The organism is Streptomyces ossamyceticus (assembly GCF_001418475.1).
Taxonomy (GTDB): domain Bacteria; phylum Actinomycetota; class Actinomycetes; order Streptomycetales; family Streptomycetaceae; genus Streptomyces; species Streptomyces ossamyceticus.
In genome coordinates this window covers 1-14801 of record NZ_LIQX01000256.1, presented here as the reverse complement: position 1 = coordinate 14801, position 14801 = coordinate 1, and the positions used below count along the sequence as shown (strand labels likewise).

General features: G+C 73.7%; 13 protein-coding genes. 7 read left to right on the top strand and 6 right to left on the bottom strand.

The window, feature by feature from the left end:
• The first annotated feature begins 333 nt into the window (after positions 1 to 333).
• The 7 genes from AOK15_RS19935 to rfbH all read left to right on the top strand — a co-directional run bounded on the left by AOK15_RS19935 (position 334) and on the right by rfbH (position 7994).
• Positions 334 to 1455: an acyl-CoA dehydrogenase family protein gene (locus tag AOK15_RS19935; protein WP_055518736.1), complete on the top strand. Its 1122-nt coding sequence runs from the start codon at positions 334 to 336 to the stop codon at positions 1453 to 1455.
• 60 nt (positions 1456 to 1515) lie between these two features.
• The gene (locus AOK15_RS19930) at positions 1516 to 1980 is read left to right on the top strand and encodes a nuclear transport factor 2 family protein (protein ID WP_055518734.1); all 465 of its coding nucleotides are present in this window, start codon (positions 1516 to 1518) and stop codon (positions 1978 to 1980) included.
• A gap of 10 nt (positions 1981 to 1990) precedes the next feature.
• The gene (locus tag AOK15_RS19925; RefSeq protein ID WP_055518732.1) at positions 1991 to 3058 is read left to right on the top strand and encodes an LLM class flavin-dependent oxidoreductase; all 1068 of its coding nucleotides are present in this window, start codon (positions 1991 to 1993) and stop codon (positions 3056 to 3058) included.
• 37 nt (positions 3059 to 3095) lie between these two features.
• Positions 3096 to 4046: a 3-hydroxyacyl-CoA dehydrogenase NAD-binding domain-containing protein gene (locus AOK15_RS19920; protein WP_055518729.1), complete on the top strand. Its 951-nt coding sequence runs from the start codon at positions 3096 to 3098 to the stop codon at positions 4044 to 4046.
• Between the two features lie 176 nt (positions 4047 to 4222).
• Complete coding sequence (locus AOK15_RS19915) at positions 4223 to 5569, top strand: NDP-hexose 2,3-dehydratase family protein (protein WP_240508508.1); 1347 nt, start codon at positions 4223 to 4225, stop codon at positions 5567 to 5569.
• Positions 5566 to 6636, top strand: coding sequence for a Gfo/Idh/MocA family protein (locus AOK15_RS19910; RefSeq protein ID WP_055518724.1), 1071 nt, complete (start codon positions 5566 to 5568; stop codon positions 6634 to 6636). Before AOK15_RS19915 ends, AOK15_RS19910 begins: the two co-directional genes overlap by 4 nt.
• Positions 6633 to 7994, top strand: coding sequence for a lipopolysaccharide biosynthesis protein RfbH (gene rfbH / locus AOK15_RS19905; protein ID WP_079058585.1), 1362 nt, complete (start codon positions 6633 to 6635; stop codon positions 7992 to 7994). Before AOK15_RS19910 ends, rfbH begins: the two co-directional genes overlap by 4 nt.
• A gap of 70 nt (positions 7995 to 8064) precedes the next feature.
• Here the strand turns inward: rfbH and AOK15_RS19900 are convergent, their stop codons facing one another.
• The 6 genes from AOK15_RS19900 to AOK15_RS19875 all read right to left on the bottom strand — a co-directional run bounded on the left by AOK15_RS19900 (position 8065) and on the right by AOK15_RS19875 (position 14528).
• On the bottom strand, positions 8065 to 8904 hold the full coding sequence (locus AOK15_RS19900; protein WP_240508507.1) for an AfsR/SARP family transcriptional regulator: 840 nt from the start codon (positions 8902 to 8904) through the stop codon (positions 8065 to 8067).
• 160 nt (positions 8905 to 9064) lie between these two features.
• Positions 9065 to 9331, bottom strand: coding sequence for an acyl-CoA carboxylase epsilon subunit (locus AOK15_RS19895; protein ID WP_055518722.1), 267 nt, complete (start codon positions 9329 to 9331; stop codon positions 9065 to 9067).
• Entirely contained in the window at positions 9328 to 10920 is a 1593-nt protein-coding gene (locus AOK15_RS19890; protein WP_055518720.1) for an acyl-CoA carboxylase subunit beta, read from the bottom strand. Before AOK15_RS19890 ends, AOK15_RS19895 begins: the two co-directional genes overlap by 4 nt.
• A gap of 19 nt (positions 10921 to 10939) precedes the next feature.
• A complete protein-coding gene (locus tag AOK15_RS19885; protein WP_338059914.1) occupies positions 10940 to 11857 on the bottom strand; it encodes an MBL fold metallo-hydrolase in 918 nt (305 codons plus the stop codon).
• Positions 11854 to 12747, bottom strand: coding sequence for a 4'-phosphopantetheinyl transferase family protein (locus AOK15_RS19880; RefSeq protein WP_055518717.1), 894 nt, complete (start codon positions 12745 to 12747; stop codon positions 11854 to 11856). The genes AOK15_RS19885 and AOK15_RS19880 overlap by 4 nt, the downstream gene beginning before the upstream one ends.
• Before the next feature lie 2 nt (positions 12748 to 12749).
• The gene (locus AOK15_RS19875; RefSeq protein WP_157870312.1) at positions 12750 to 14528 is read right to left on the bottom strand and encodes an acyl-CoA dehydrogenase family protein; all 1779 of its coding nucleotides are present in this window, start codon (positions 14526 to 14528) and stop codon (positions 12750 to 12752) included.
• Between the last annotated feature and the right edge of the window lie 273 nt (positions 14529 to 14801).

Below are 14801 nucleotides of genomic sequence, written 5' to 3'. Positions count from 1 at the left end.
CTCCGGTGCCTCCGGTCGACCTCCGGTGCCCCCGGTCAACCCCCGGCGGCCCCGGCCGATGTCCCGCGGCCCCGGACGACCCTGGTAGTCCTCCGCCGCCCCCCCGGAGGGCCCCGTGTCGAGCGGGCCTCAAGACGTCCTGGATCGGCCCCCGACCCCCGGCGGCCACCGTGGGTCGCCCAGTCGCGCCGCGGGGCGGGCGGCTCGTCCCCCCGACTCGGGCGCCCCGTCGAGCGCGGCTCGAGACCGGTTCCACCGGGCCCCCGCACGGTGGGCGGCGTGCGGCGGTGCCGGACGTGTTCCAGCAGATCACCGGGTGAGGAAGTGGGTTCTATGCCGAGCCAGTCGACAACCAGCCGAACCGGTCTGCCGGAGCGCGCCGGTGACCTCGCCGCGACCGCGGCCCGGTACGCCGCCGACGCGGACACCGACCGGGAACTGGCACCGGCGGTGACGGACGGCATCGTCCGCGCCGGCTTCGCACGGCACTTCGTGCCCGCCCGCTTCGGCGGCGCCGACGGCGGCGCCCGGGAACTGCTGGACGCGGTCGCCGCGCTGGCGGAGGGCTGCACCTCGGCCGCCTGGTGCGCGTCGGTCGTCGCGGGCGCCGCCCGCATGGGCGCCTATCTGCCCGAGCGGGGCCAGCGGGAACTGTGGGAGCGCGGCCCCGACACCGTGGTCGTCGGCGCGCTCATGCCGAGGGGCGCGGTCACGGAGGTCGCGGACGGCTGGCGGGTGACCGGCGAATGGGAGTTCACCAGCGCCGTCGGCTTCTCCGACTGGGCGCTGGTGTGCGCGCTGGTGCCGCAGGACGACCGGCACGTGCCCTGGTTCTTCGCGCTGCCCCGCGCCGACTACCAGGTCGTCGACACCTGGTCGGCGATCGGCATGCGCGGCACCGGCAGCCACACCCTCACCGTCGACAACGTCTTCGTCCCCCGGCACCGCGGCTTCGCCCGCGACACCATGCTCGCCGGGCGCGCCGTGGCCTCCACCGCCCGCTGCCACACCGTTCCGCTGCGGCTGGTCAGCGGCCTGCTGTTCGCCGCCCCCGCGCTCGGCGCGGCCCGCGGCGCGCTGCGGGTGTGGTCCGAGCACACGGCGATGGACACCGACGAACGCAACCCCGGCCCCCGGATCGCCCTCGCCCGCGCCGCCGTCACGGTCGACGCGGCCCAGCTGCTGCTGGAGCGCGCGGCCCGGGTCGCCGACGCCCCCGCGGCGACCCCCCTGGAGCAGGTGCGCAACCCCGCCGACTGCGCGCACGCCGTGGACCAGCTCGTCGACGTCGTCGGGCAGCTGTTCCGCACCGTCGGCAGCACCGGCCAGCTCGCGGCCCACCCCCTCCAGCGGATCTGGCGCGACGTGCACTGCCTGGCCAGCCATGTCGCCCTGCGCTTCGACACCGCGGGCGGGGCGTACGGCGCCCGGCTGCTGGAGCCCGCCGCCGGCTGACCCCCGGCGCCGCCCCGTCCTCGTACCGACCTGTCACACGACCTACGGAAGGCAGCTGGCATGAGCCACCCCATCACCCCGGACCAGGCGACGGCGTCGTTCGCCCCGGCCGACCTGTACGCGGAGATCCAGCAGTTCTACGCCCGCCAGATGGGCCTGCTGGACGACGGCAGGCCCGACGACTGGGCCGACACCTTCACCACCGACGCGGTGTTCGCCGAGGCCAGCCGGCTGGCCGAGCCGCTGCGCGGCCGCGAGGTCATCCGCGCCTCGTCCCGGGCGCGGCAGGAGCGGCTCGACGCCGACAAGATCGACTTCCGGCACTGGCTGGGCATGCTCGACGTCCGCCCCCAGGACGACGGTTCGGTGCGCACCCGCGCGTACGCCCTCGCCATGCGCACCCCGCGCGGCGGGCAGCTGGAGATCTTCGCCAGCGTCGTCTGCCACGACCACCTCGTCCGGGTGAACGGCGCCTGGCAGGTGCGGCAGCGCGATCTGACCCACGACGGCTCGGCCCGGGACTGAGGAGCACACGATGAAGTTCGGCATCGTCTTCTTCCCCACCGTCGGCCCGGCCGACAAACCGGCCCCGCAGTACTTCGACGAGGCGCTGCGCCTGGTGGACCTCGCCGAGGAACTGGGCTTCGACCACGTGAAGATGGTCGAGCACTACTTCTTCGCGTACGGCGGCTACAGCCCCGACCCGGTGACGTTCCTGGCGGCCGCCGCGGGCCGCACCCGCCGGGTCCGGCTGGGCACCAGCGCCACCATCCCCGCCTTCCAGCACCCGGTGAAGCTGGCGGGCAAGCTGGCCATGCTCGACGCCATGTCGGGCGGCCGGGTCGACGCCGCGTTCGGACGGGCCTTCCTGCCCGACGAGTTCACGGCGTTCGGCATCCCCATCGACGAGTCCAAGGACCGCTTCGTCGAGGGCGTCGAGGCGATCAAGCGGCTGTGGGCCGAGGAGGACGTGGTCTTCGAGGGCCGCTTCCACCGCTTCGGCCCGGTCACCCTGCTGCCCCGCCCGGTGCAGGACCCGCACCCGCCGGTGTTCGTCACCACCGCCCGCAGCGCCGAGTCGTGCGCCGAGGCGGGCCGCGCCGGGCACCACCTCCAGACCGTGCCCAACGTGATGTCCACCGAGGAGCTCCAGAGCCGGCTCGCCGTCTACCGCGAGGAGTGGGCCGCCTCCGGCCGCACCCCGGGCACCGAGCAGATCCACTTCAGTTACCCGTGCGTGGTGTCCGAGGACGGCGACACGGCCCGGACCAAGGGCCGTCACGACGACGACCGCAACTCCGCGGCGATCCGCGCCGCCGTCGCCTCCTGGGAGACCACCCGCAGTTCCGCCTACCCCGGCTACGAGAAGCTCGTCGAGGCCACGAGGACCTCGCACTTCGAGGGGAAGCTGGCGCAGAACAAGCTCCTCATCGGCGCCCCGGACCAGGTCCGCGCCCAACTGGAGCAGATCGCCGAGTGGTTCGGCGACGACATCACCATCAGCCTCGGCGTCCACTCCGGCCATCTGTCCTTCGAGGACGCCGCCACGACCATGCGGTTGATGGCCGAGCAGGTCATCCCGAAGCTGTCCGCCGCCCGGTGACCGCCGGCCCGTCGACCCCGAAGCGAGGCACCCACCCATGACGCCCCCAGCACCGCCGCGGACGGTCACCGTCGTCGGCGCCGGCACCATCGGCCTCGGCTGGATCGCGCTGTTCCTCGGCCACGGACTGCGCGTCCGCGTCAACAGCCGCAGGCCCGACGCGCCGCGCATCGTCCAGGAGGCCCTCGACCTGTTCGCCCCGTTCCTCCCCGAGGGAAGCGAGGACCCGGCCTCCTTCGCGGAGCGCCTGGAGTTCGAGCCCGACGTGGAGCGTGCCGTCGCGGACGCCGACGTCATCGTGGAGAACGCGCCGGAGAACCTGGAGCTCAAGCAGGAACTCTTCGCCCGGATCGGCAAGGCGGCCCGGCCCGACGCGCTGATCCTGTCCTCCACCTCCACCCTGAACCCCGACGACATGGGCGCCCTCATGGCCGACTCCGCCCGGCTCGTGGTCGGCCACCCCTTCAACCCGCCGCATGTCGTGCCCCTCGTGGAGGTCGTCGCCGGTGAACGCACCTCCCCGGAGGCGGTGCGGGAGGCCGTCGCGTTCTTCGAGTCGGTGAGCCGGGTCCCGGTGGTGCTGCGCAAGCCGGTCCTCGCGTTCGCGGCGAACCGGCTCCAGTCCGCGCTGCTGCGCGAGTCGATCCACCTGGTGAAGGAGGGCGTGGTCTCCCTGGAGGAGCTGGACCGCGTCGTCACGCACTCCATCGGGCTGCGCTGGGCCACCGTGGGCCCCTTCCTCGCCTTCCACCTGGGCGGCGGCACCGGTGGCCTGCGCAAGTGGCTCGGCACGCTCGGCTCCGGCCTGGAGAAGGGCTGGGAGCTGCTCGGCCGCCCCACCCTGGACGAGGACACGATCCAGTCCCTCATCGAGCAGGCCGAGCAGGTGTACGGCGGCTCGTCGTACGAGGAGCTGGTGCGCGAGCGCGACACCCGGCAGACCGCCGTCCTCAAGGCGCTGGCGGAGGTCGGCGACCGCCAGACCTGATGACGGCCCGCGCGGACCCCTCGGGCCCGCGCCCCCGACCGGCGGGTGCCTCCACGGCACCCGCCGGTCCCGTTTCCCCCGAGAACCCCCGGTCACCGCCGCGCCCCGACTTCGAGCCCCCTTCTACCGCCGTGCCGAATGCTGGCGGCACAGCAGCCGACCGGGAGGGCCCCACCGTGTTCCCCACTGTGTTCCGCTTCCGACAGACGTCGGAGTTCCTCGACTGGTTCGCCGAACGGAACCGCACCCACCGGCACCGGGTGACGCCCGTGCCGCTCGACGCCCTGGACGGCTGGGCGAGCGACCCGGAGACCGGCAACCTGCGGCACCGCACGGGGAAGTTCTTCACCGTCGAGGGCGTCGAGATCACCACCGGCCGCCGCGAGACCCGGTCCTGGACGCAGCCGATCATCGTGCAGCCCGAGGCCGGCATCCTCGGCATCCTCGTCAAGGACTTCGACGGCGTACGGCACTTCCTGCTCCAGGCCAAGGTGGAGCCGGGCAACATCAACGTCCTGCAGATGTCCCCGACCGTGCAGGCCACCCGGTCCAACTTCACCCGCGTCCACCAGGGCGGCGCCGTCCCGTACCTGGAGTACTTCCTGGCGCCGCCCCGGCGGCGGGTCCTGTTCGACGCGCTCCAGTCCGAGCAGGGCTCCTGGTTCCACAGCAAACGCAACCGCAACATGATCGTGGAGCTGCCGCCCGACGAGGACGTGCCGCCGCGCGAGGGCTTCTGCTGGCTGACCCTGGAGCAGATCGGGGACCTGCTCGCCCTGGACAACGTCGTCAACATGGACACCCGCACCGTCCTGTCGGGCCTGCCGGAGCCCTGGCCCGACGACCTCGGCGCTCCCGGCGCCGAGGACCGCGGCCTGCACTCGATGACCGAGCTGCTCAGCTGGTTCACCGACGTCAAGGCCCCGCAGGACCTGCACCGGCGGCGTATCCCGCTCGCCGAGGTGAAGGGCTGGACCCACACCGGGGACCGCTTCGTCCACGAGGAGGGCCGCTACTTCTCGGTGATCGGCGTGGACGTCGAGGCGGACGGCCGCGAGGTGGCCCGCTGGTCGCAGCCGATGCTGGCCCCCGCCGGACGCGGTGTGATCGCCTTCCTAACCCGGCGGATCGACGGCCGCCGCCATGTGCTGGTGAACGCCCGCACGGAGGCCGGCTCCCGCGACATCGCCGAGATGGCGCCGACCGTGCAGTGCTGCCCGGCCAACTACGACGGCCGCCCCGAGGAGGAGCGGCCCCGCTTCCTGGACACGGTCCTGTCGGCGGACCCGTCGCGGATCCTGTTCGACGTGGTGCACTCGGAGGAGGGCGGCCGCTTCCACCACGCCGAGAACCGCTACCTCGCCGTCGAGGCCGACGACGGCGTGCCCCTCGACGCGGGCGAGGACCACATCTGGATGACGCCCGGACAACTCGGCAGCCTGCTGCGGTACTCCAACCACGTCAACGTCGAGGCCCGCAATCTCCTGACCTGCCTGCGCTTCCTGCGGCAGCGTGACCGATGACCGGGCGCACCGTACGGCTCGGCCTGCTGGGCGCCGCCGACATCGCCGTCCGCCGGATCCTGCCCGCCGTGTCCCGCGCGCCCGGCATCACCCTGACCGCCGTGGCGAGCCGCGACCCCGATCGCGCGAGGACCCTGGCCGCCGCGTACGGGGCCGACGCGCTGCCCGACTACCGGGCGGTCCTCGCCGACCCCCGCGTGGACGCGGTGTACGTGCCGGTGCCGGCGGCGCTGCACGCCGACTGGGTGCGCGCCGCCCTGGAGGCCGGCAAGCACGTCCTCGCCGAGAAGCCGCTGACCACCGACCCCGGTACGACCGCCGAACTGGTCGCCCTGGCGCGGAAGTCGGGGCTGGTGCTGTGGGAGAACCACCTGTTCGTCCACCACCCGCAGCACCGGGCGGTGCTCGACCTGATCGCGCGGGGCGTCGTCGGCGAGGTCCGCGCGGTCTCGGCCGCCTTCGCCATCCCCCCGCGGCCCCCGGCGGACATCCGCTACCGCCCCGACCTCGGCGGCGGCGCCCTCCTCGACGTCGGCGTGTACCCCCTGCGCGCCGCGCAGTTGCTGCTCGGTCCGGCGCTGCGGGTCGCCGGCGCGGTGCTGCGCGCCGATCCCGCGCGCGGCGTCGACGTGGGAGGCGCCGCCCTGCTGTGCCGGGACGCGGACGGCGCCACCGCCCATCTCACCTTCGGCATGGAGCACCGGTACACGTCCCGCTACGAGGTGCTCGGCAGCACCGGCAGGCTCCGCCTCGACCACGCCTTCACCCCGCCCCCCGACCACCGCCCCGTCCTGCTGCTGGAGGGCCCGGACGGCGTCCGGCGCCATGAGCTGGAGCCGTACGACCAGTGCCTCGGCGGCGTCGAGGCGTTCGCCCGCGCCGTCCGCGGCGGCGAGGCGACCGGCGACCCGAAGGGCCGTACGGGGGGCGGCACGGCGGGCGGCACGACCGACGACCCGACCGGCGACGAGGCCGGTACGTCCGGCGCGATCAGTACCCGACAGGCGGAGCTCACCGCCGACATCCGACGACAGGCCCAGTACGCCGTGGGAGGCGATGCACGATGACCGAGACCCTGGTGACCGGTTCCCCCGAGGCCAAGCAGGAGCGGGCGACGGCCAAGGCCCGCATCCTGGAACAGGTCCGTGACTACCACGCCCACGGCGACCAGCACGGCGGCGGGGGAGGCACGTTCGTGCCCGGCGAGACCGAGGTGTGGCCCTCCGGCGCCGTCTTCGACGCCGAGGACCGGGCGGCGCTCGTCGAGGCCGCGCTGGAGATGCGGATCGCCTCGGGGGTCAGCTCCCGCCGCTTCGAGCGGGACTTCGCCCGGTACTTCAAGCTGCGCAAGGCCCACCTCGCCAACTCCGGTTCCTCCGCGAACCTGCTGGCGCTGTCCGCGTTCACCTCGCACCTGCTGGAGGACCGCCGGCTGCGGCCCGGCGACGAGGTGATCACCGTCGCGGCGGGCTTCCCGACCACCGTCAACCCGATCATCCAGAACGGCCTCGTACCCGTCTTCGTCGACGTCGACATCCCGACGTACAACACCACACCGGAGCGGGTGGCCGCGGCCATCGGCCCGCGCACGAAGGCCATCATGATCGCCCACGCCCTGGGCAACCCGTTCGCCGTCGAGGAGATCGCCGCGCTCGCCGAGGAACACGACCTGTTCCTGATCGAGGACAACTGCGACGCCGTCGGCTCGACCTACCGCTCCAAACTCACCGGCACCTTCGGCGACATCGCTACGACCAGCTTCTACCCGGCGCACCACATCGCGATGGGCGAGGGCGGCTGCGTCCTCACCAGCAATCTGTCGCTGGCCCGGATCGTGGAGTCACTGCGCGACTGGGGCCGGGACTGCTGGTGCGAGCCGGGCGAGAACAACCGCTGCTTCAAGCGGTTCGACTACCAGATGGGTACTCTGCCGCACGGCTACGACCACAAGTACATCTTCTCCCACGTCGGTTACAACCTGAAGGCCACCGACCTCCAGGCCGCCCTCGGCCTGAGCCAGCTCCGTCGGCTGGACGCCTTCGGCGACGCCCGCCGCGCCAACTGGCGCCGTCTGCGGGAGCAACTGGACGGCGTGCCCGGGCTGATCCTGCCCGAGGCGACCCCCGACAGCGACCCCAGCTGGTTCGGTTTCGCCCTCACGGTCCGGCCCGAGGCCCGTTTCACCCGCAAGGACCTGGTGGACTTCCTGGAGGCACGCAAGATCGGCACCCGTCGCTTCTTCGCCGGCAACCTCACCCGGCACCCGGCCTACCAGGACCGCCCCCACCGCGTGGTGGGCTCCCTGGTGAACAGTGACCTCGTCGCCGAGCACACCTTCTGGGTGGGCGTCTATCCGGGCCTGGACGAGCAGCGCGTCGACTGGATCGCCGAGAGCGTCCGCGACTTCGCGGCGAAGAAGTCCTGAGCCGTACGGTCCCCCGATACACGTTCGCCCCCGCCGGCCCAGGGCCGGCGGGGGCGAACGTGTGAAGTGCTCAGGTGAAGACGGGCAGCCGCGTGGGCCCCTGCGCGGTGTTCCCGGAACCGGAGTGCGGGGTCCCCCGCGTCCCGCCGTCCGGTCGGGAACCGAGCAGTTCCAGCTGGAGCCGCTGAAGGTCCGCGGAGGGCTCCAGGCCCAGCTCGTCCGCGAGGATGCGCCGCAGGTTCTGGTACGCCTGGAGAGCCTCCGCGCGCCGCCCTGAGGAGCCCAGCGCCATGATGAGCCGACTGTGGAACCACTCGTTGAGCGGGTAGTCGTTGACGAGCTTGCGCAGCTGAGGAATGGACTCGCGGTGCCGGTTCAGCCCGCCCTCCGCCTCGATCCGGATCTCCAGCGCCCGGATGCGCAGCTCCTCCAGGTGCACGATGTGCCCGGTGAGCAGGTCACCGGCGGGGATGTTGGACAGGGCGGGCCCCCGCCACAGCTCCAGGGCCCCGTCGATCCTGCGCACCGCCGACTCGTAGCGGTGCGCCCCGAGGTCGGTGTGCGCCTCGGCGACCAGCCGCTCGAAGATCCGTATGTCGACCTCGTCGTCCTCGACCTGGACGGCGTAGCCGGGGGCCCGGGTGACCAGGAGGGGCCGCTCGGCGGGGACGAGGTTCTCGGACACGAACATCCGCCGTGCGTGGTAGACGTACGTCTGGAGGGTCGTGACGGCGCTGCGGGGCGGGCTCTCGCCCCACAGTTCGTGGATGAGGGAATCGGACGTGACGATCTCGTTCGCCCGGGTCAGCAGCAACGCCAGGGTCTGGCACACCTTCGGCGTGCTCGGCAGATAGGACCTGCCGTCCTGCGCGACGATCTCGAACGGGCCGATGAGGTTGAACCGCACCACGCTTGCTCCTCTACATGTGGGGGCGAAGAATGCCGGTTGCCGCGTTCTGTGAGGTGATGACCAGAACGGTAGGCGTGGTGCGAGGTGCCCCCCTACGCCGACAGGGCGAGAGTGTCACTCTCGCCCTGTTCTCCTTGCGCCGCGCGGCCTTGACGGGTCGTCAGGCCGCCGAGCGCCAGCCCGGCAGGGAGCGTGCGGTCCAGGCGGGCGCCGGGCGGCGCCCCGGCCCGCCGTCCCAGGACGCGCCGCGCAGCGGCGCCGCGGTGCCGTCGTCGGTGTGCGCGGCCCCCAGACGGGTCGCCAGGACCACGGCCAGCGCGGCCAGTTCCTCCGGCGTGGGATCGCCGCGGGTGATCCGCCAGGACGCGCCGCCGAGAACGGCCCGTGTCTCCGCCTCCGGTCCGGTGGGCGTGCCGTCGGCGCTCACTGGGGCTGGTTCCCGTGCTTGCGGCTGGGCAGGGGCGCGTGCTTGGAGCGCAGCACGGACAGGGTGCGGATCAGGACGGACCGGGTGTCGGCCGGGTCGATGACGTCGTCGACGAGACCCCGCTCCGCCGCGTAGTACGGGTGCATCAGCTCCTCCTTGTACTCCTTGACCAGGCGGGCCCGCATGGCGTCCGGGTCGTCCGCCTGCGCGATCTGCCGGCGGAAGACGACGCCCGCGGCGCCCTCCGCGCCCATCACGGCGATCTCGTTGATCGGCCACGCCAGCGACACGTCCGTGCCGATGGACCGCGAGTCCATGACGATGTAGGCGCCGCCGTAGGCCTTGCGCAGGATGAGCTGGACCCGCGGCACGGTGGCGTTGCAGTAGGCGTACAGCAGCTTGGCGCCGTGCCGGATGACACCGCCGTGCTCCTGGTCCACGCCCGGCAGGAAGCCCGGCACGTCCACCAGGGTCACCAGCGGAATGTTGAAGGCGTCGCACATCTGCACGAAACGGGCGGCCTTCTCGCTGGCCTCGATGTCCAGCACCCCGGCCATCCGCTGCGGCTGGTTCGCGACGACGCCCACCACCTCGCCGCCCATGCGGGTCAGCGCGCAGATCACGTTCGGCGCCCACCGCTCGTGGACCTCGAAGACCTCGCCGTGGTCCGCGATCTCCTCGATCACCTTCGCCATGTCGTACGCCTGGTTCGGGTCGGCCGGCACCAGGTCCACCAGCGCCTCCACGCGCCGGTCCGAGGGGTCGCAGGTGGGGCCGCCGGGCGGCGTCTCCCGGTTGTTCGACGGCAGGAACGACAGCAGGTGCCGTACGTCCCGCAGGCAGCACTCCTCGTTGTCGTACACGAACCCCGCCACCCCGGACCGCTCGGCGTGCACGTCGGCGCCGCCGAGGTCGTCATGGGTGATCTGCTCGCCGGTGACCGCCTGCACCACGTCGGGGCCCGTGATGAACATCTGCGAGGTGCCGCGCACCATGAACACGAAGTCCGTCAGCGCGGGGGAGTAGGCGGCGCCGCCCGCGCAGGGCCCCATGATCACGCTGATCTGCGGGATCACCCCGGAGTTGCGCACATTGCGGCGGAAGATGCCGCCGTACCCGGCGAGCGCCGTCACCCCCTCCTGGATACGCGCGCCCGCCCCGTCGCACAGCCCCACGACGGGCGCGCCCGCGGACTCCGCGAGGTCCATCAGCTTGTGGATCTTCTGCGCGTGCGCCTCACCGAGCGCGCCGCCGAAGATCCGGAAGTCATGGGCGTAGGCGAAGACGGGACGGCCGTCGACCGTGCCCCAGCCGGTGACGACGCCGTCCGTGTGCGGGCGGCGGTCCTCCAGGCCGAAGCCCGTGGCGCGGTGCCGGCGCAGCCCCTCGATCTCGACGAACGAGCCCTCGTCGAAGAGGATGTCCAGCCGCTCCCGTACGGTCAGCTTGCCCTTCGCCTTCTGCGCCTGGGTGGCCTTCTCGCCGGGCCCCGCGACCACCGCCGCGCGCAGCGAGGTCAGCTCCTCCACCCGTGCCCGGGTGGTACCGGCGGTCACCGGCGCTTCCTCGGTCTCCTGGATGACACTCACTTCTGCCCCTTTCGGTCTCTCACGCGTGGCATTCGGGGAGCCGGCCGTGGAACTCGACCATTTCCGAGAACAGCAGTCCGATGTCGAGCGGGTGACCGGGCGGCGCGCCGCCGGCCTCCGCGAACGCCCGGTGCAGATTGGGCACCAGCCGCTCGCTGTCGAGGAGTTCCGCGTACGGCCCGAGGTCGGCCTCGCGCGCCGTCTCCAGCGGGGTCAGACCCGCCGCGAGGCCCCGCCCCGCCAATTCCTGCACCCAGCGCAGGTACCGCTCGGCGATGTCCAGCAACTCCGGCCCGCCGACCGGGCCGTGACCGGGCACGACGACCCGCGGGCCGAGCGCCCGCAGCTTGCCGACGACGTCGATCGTGCCCGCGACGGACCCGGTCAGACAGAACGGTGTGGCCCCGTTCATCACCAGGTCGCCCGCGAACAGCACTCCCTGCTCGGGCAGCCACACCACCGTGTCGTTGGTGGTGTGCGCCACGCCCGGATGCGTCAACTCGGCCCGGACGTCGCCCAGATGCAGCGTCACCGGCTCACGGAACGTCAGGGTCGGCAGCTCCACGGCCAGATCGCCCCAGCACACCTCCGGCCACAGTCCGGTCAGATGCAGCTGGGCCAGGTCCATCTCGGCGCGGGTCGCCTCGTGGGCGATCACCACCGCGTCGTCCGCGAAGAACCGGTTGCCGAAGGTGTGGTCCCCGTGCGGATGGGTGTTGACCACATAGCGCGGGGGACGCGGTGCGACGGACGCGACCGCCTCCCTCAGCGCCAGGGCCCGTGCCTCGGTCGCCGCCGTGTCGATCAGCGCGGGCCGTCCGCCGGCGGTGATCAGCCCCGCGTTGTTCAGGCACCAGCCGCCGTCCGGCTGGACGTACGCGTACACCCCGTCGGCGACCTCGACCATGCGGGCGTCCGCGGGGGAGCGCCGGCTCACGCGGGCCTCCCCGCGGTGCCGCTGCCGTCCTCGGCGCCGGTGGCGGCCAGGGCGTCCTTGCGGGAGCAGCTCACCACCGCCCGCATCAGGCCGCTGTCCACCATCCCGGACGCGTCCACCGTCCCGGCGGCGGCATGGGGCGCCGGTCCCACGGCCGCGCTGAGGGTGCACCGGTCGTCGAGGGTGTGGGTTTCGAAGTGCCAGCCCCCGTCGTCGGCGGGCAGCCCGTCCGTGCCCAGCAGCCGCGGCGCGGCCGTCCGGGTCGACGGGCTGGTGAACCCGAACGAACGGAACGACAGGCGCATCCCGAGGCCCAGGGCCTTGGTGTACGCCTCCTTGAGCGTCCACAGCCGGATCACCGCGGCGTTCCGGTCCTCCTCCGGCAGCCATCCCAGGGCCGCCCGCTCATGGTCCGTGCACACGTCCTCCTCCAGACCCGTGCCGTACGCCGCCCGGTCCTGCGGTTCGACGTCCACGCCGATCGGGCCCAGCCGGCTCAGCCCCACCGCGACGACGTCGCCGGTGTGGCTGAGGCTCACGTCCAGCCGTCCGCAGCCCCGCAGGTACGGGCGGCCGTTCGGGCGGCGGGCCAGCTCCAGGTCGGCCGGGTCGGCGCCCAGCACCGCGGCCGCCCCGTGCTTCAGCACCAGGCGCGACACGGCGAACCGGGTGCGGGCCTCCTCGCCGTTCACCGCCAGGTAGCGGCCGTACTCGTGACCGAGGAGCCCGCGCAGCGCGGGACCCCGCGCCGCGGGCGCCCATTCGCTCGCCAGGCCGTACGCCAGCCCGTACCCGCCGTCGCGGACGGCGCCGCTCAGCGCCTCCCACGGACCGTCGGGGGAGGCGACGCGCAGCGGAGGCGGCCCTGCCAGACCACGGCGTACGGACATGCTCATCCCTTCTCGCGGTGCCGGGCCGGTGTGCCCAGCGCGGTGTCGTACAGATCGAGGCTGCGACCCTCGCGGCAGCGCCGTACGGCCTCGGTGAGCAGCACGTCCTCGTGGTCGGCCGAGGCAGCCGTCACCGGCAGGCCGAGCCGCACCGAGATCCGTCCCAGCGCCGTGAGCAGCCAGGCCGGCTCGGCGAGGAACCCGCCCGTGCCCGCGCGCCGGGCCGTACGCCACACCCCGAGGCAGGCGGCGGCCGCGGCGAGCAGTGCGTAGCGCTCGCTCAGGGCGAAGCCGCGCGGGTTGGCGAGCACGGCGGGATCCAGTTCGGGCAGGCGCCGGCACTGGTCGCGCAGCGCGGCCAGCTCGTCCGAGAGCGCGGTCGGCCAGTCCGCGAGCCCCTCGTCGGCCAGCCCGTCGCGGGCCCGCGCGAGCAGCACGGTCAGGCCGTCGTCGGCCGCCGCCAGCTTCAGCCGCGCGCCCGCCAGGGGCGGCACCGGCCCGTCCGGCCGGAACAGTTCCTCCGGAGCCGGCTGCCCCTGGGCCGTCCAGGAGCGTCGGGCCAGGGTGGGCAGCTGCGGCAGCAGCGTGGCGAGGGCGGCGGCCGATCCGGCGGGGCCGGGCGGCATCGCCGCGAGATCGCGGACCTGCTTGTGGAAGGTGCCGAGACCGTCCCCGTCCCGCAGCGAGTCGGTCCCCAGCACCGTCATCAGGTCGCCCACGCCCTCCTGGAGCAGCCTCAGCACCAGATACCGGGCGGCGGCCGACCAGATGCTCGACCGTTCCGGCATCAGGTGCAGCGAGCGCAGCGTCACCAGCGACAGGCAGTCCGCAGCCAGCAGGTCCGCGAACGCGCCCACCACGGTGCGGCGCGTGACCCGCGAACGCATGCCCCGCACCCCGCCGCGCTCCGTCAGCACCGCCGTCAGCACGGCGCGCAGAGCGGTGTCGGCGCAGCCGACCGCCATCGACGGGAGCAGCGGGAGGCGGGCCTGCGCCACCCGGCGGGTGACCCACTGGCCGTCGCCCACCTCGCCGATCACCGTTCCGGTCGGCACCGCCCAGTCGTCCAGCACGAGTTCACCGGCGGGGATGCGCGGCGGAACGCCGACGTCGTACGGCGACAGCTGCCCCACCGCGCCCGGCGGCAGGTCCCCGCGGCGCAGGAGCAGCACCGACTCGCCGTCCGGGCCCGCGCCGGTCCCCGCGTGCCGGGGCACCACCACGAGCCCCGCGGCGCGGGGGGCGTTCACCAGACCCGCGGTACGGCCGGTCAGCCGCAGCGGCTTCCCGTCGCCGCCGGTCGCGGTCAGGCCCTCCTCGACGGTCGCGCCGCCGGCGATCCGCTCACCGGCGAGCAGCAGGCGGGCGGTGGTGGCGCGCTGCCCGGCGGTGCCGAAGCACCACGCGTACAACGCGGCGCCCAGGGAGGCGGAGCCGTAGCCGCGGCCGAGCGCGGCGTCCCGCCGGAACACCGCCCGCAGCAGGGCGGCGGCCTCGTCCAGTCCCGCCAGGCGCCCGCCGTGCTCCTCGGGCACGAAGTCCTCGTGCAGCCCGAACGACGCGAGCGACGGCTCACCGCCGAGCGGCAGGTCCCCGCGGCGCTCCGCCGCGAGCACCCCGGCGTCCCCCAGCGGGTTCGCAGCGTCGCCCGGGTCGCCGAGCACCGCCTCCAGGGCACCCCGCCGGGCCGCCGGACCACGCGGAGGCAGGACCTGTGGCGGGGGTCCCACCTGCCGTACGGCATCCACCGGGCCCCCCGCGCCAGGCCCTGCCTCCGTCATCGTCGTCTCCTCACCTCCGCCGCGTACGCAACGGTCGAGGAGAGGACTGGAGCTCGGCTCGGGGTGTACTCGAACGGGCCGGGTGCGGCCGGGGCAAGGGCTGGTGCCGTGTCCGGGGCGGGGCCACGGGCTGGCGCCGAGTCCGGATCTGAAGCCGGCTCTGAGGCCGGTTCCGGGTCTGAGCCCGAGTCCGGTCCGGGTCCGAGGCCGGGTCCGGGGCTGGTGCCGGATCCGGGTCTGAGGCGGGGTCCGGGTCCGGGTCCGAGGCCGGGT

What these genes read in the sequence shown, in the direction of transcription:
- AOK15_RS19910 (WP_055518724.1), top strand. Translation starts at nt 5,566, where the DNA reads ATGACCGGGCGCACCGTACGGCTCGGCCTGCTGGGCGCCGCCGACATC.
- AOK15_RS19935 (WP_055518736.1), top strand. Translation starts at nt 334, where the DNA reads ATGCCGAGCCAGTCGACAACCAGCCGAACCGGTCTGCCGGAGCGCGCC.
- AOK15_RS19875 (WP_157870312.1), bottom strand. Translation starts at nt 14,528, where the DNA reads ATGACGGAGGCAGGGCCTGGCGCGGGGGGCCCGGTGGATGCCGTACGG.
- rfbH (WP_079058585.1), top strand. Translation starts at nt 6,633, where the DNA reads ATGACCGAGACCCTGGTGACCGGTTCCCCCGAGGCCAAGCAGGAGCGG.
- AOK15_RS19880 (WP_055518717.1), bottom strand. Translation starts at nt 12,747, where the DNA reads ATGTCCGTACGCCGTGGTCTGGCAGGGCCGCCTCCGCTGCGCGTCGCC.
- AOK15_RS19925 (WP_055518732.1), top strand. Translation starts at nt 1,991, where the DNA reads ATGAAGTTCGGCATCGTCTTCTTCCCCACCGTCGGCCCGGCCGACAAA.
- AOK15_RS19920 (WP_055518729.1), top strand. Translation starts at nt 3,096, where the DNA reads ATGACGCCCCCAGCACCGCCGCGGACGGTCACCGTCGTCGGCGCCGGC.
- AOK15_RS19930 (WP_055518734.1), top strand. Translation starts at nt 1,516, where the DNA reads ATGAGCCACCCCATCACCCCGGACCAGGCGACGGCGTCGTTCGCCCCG.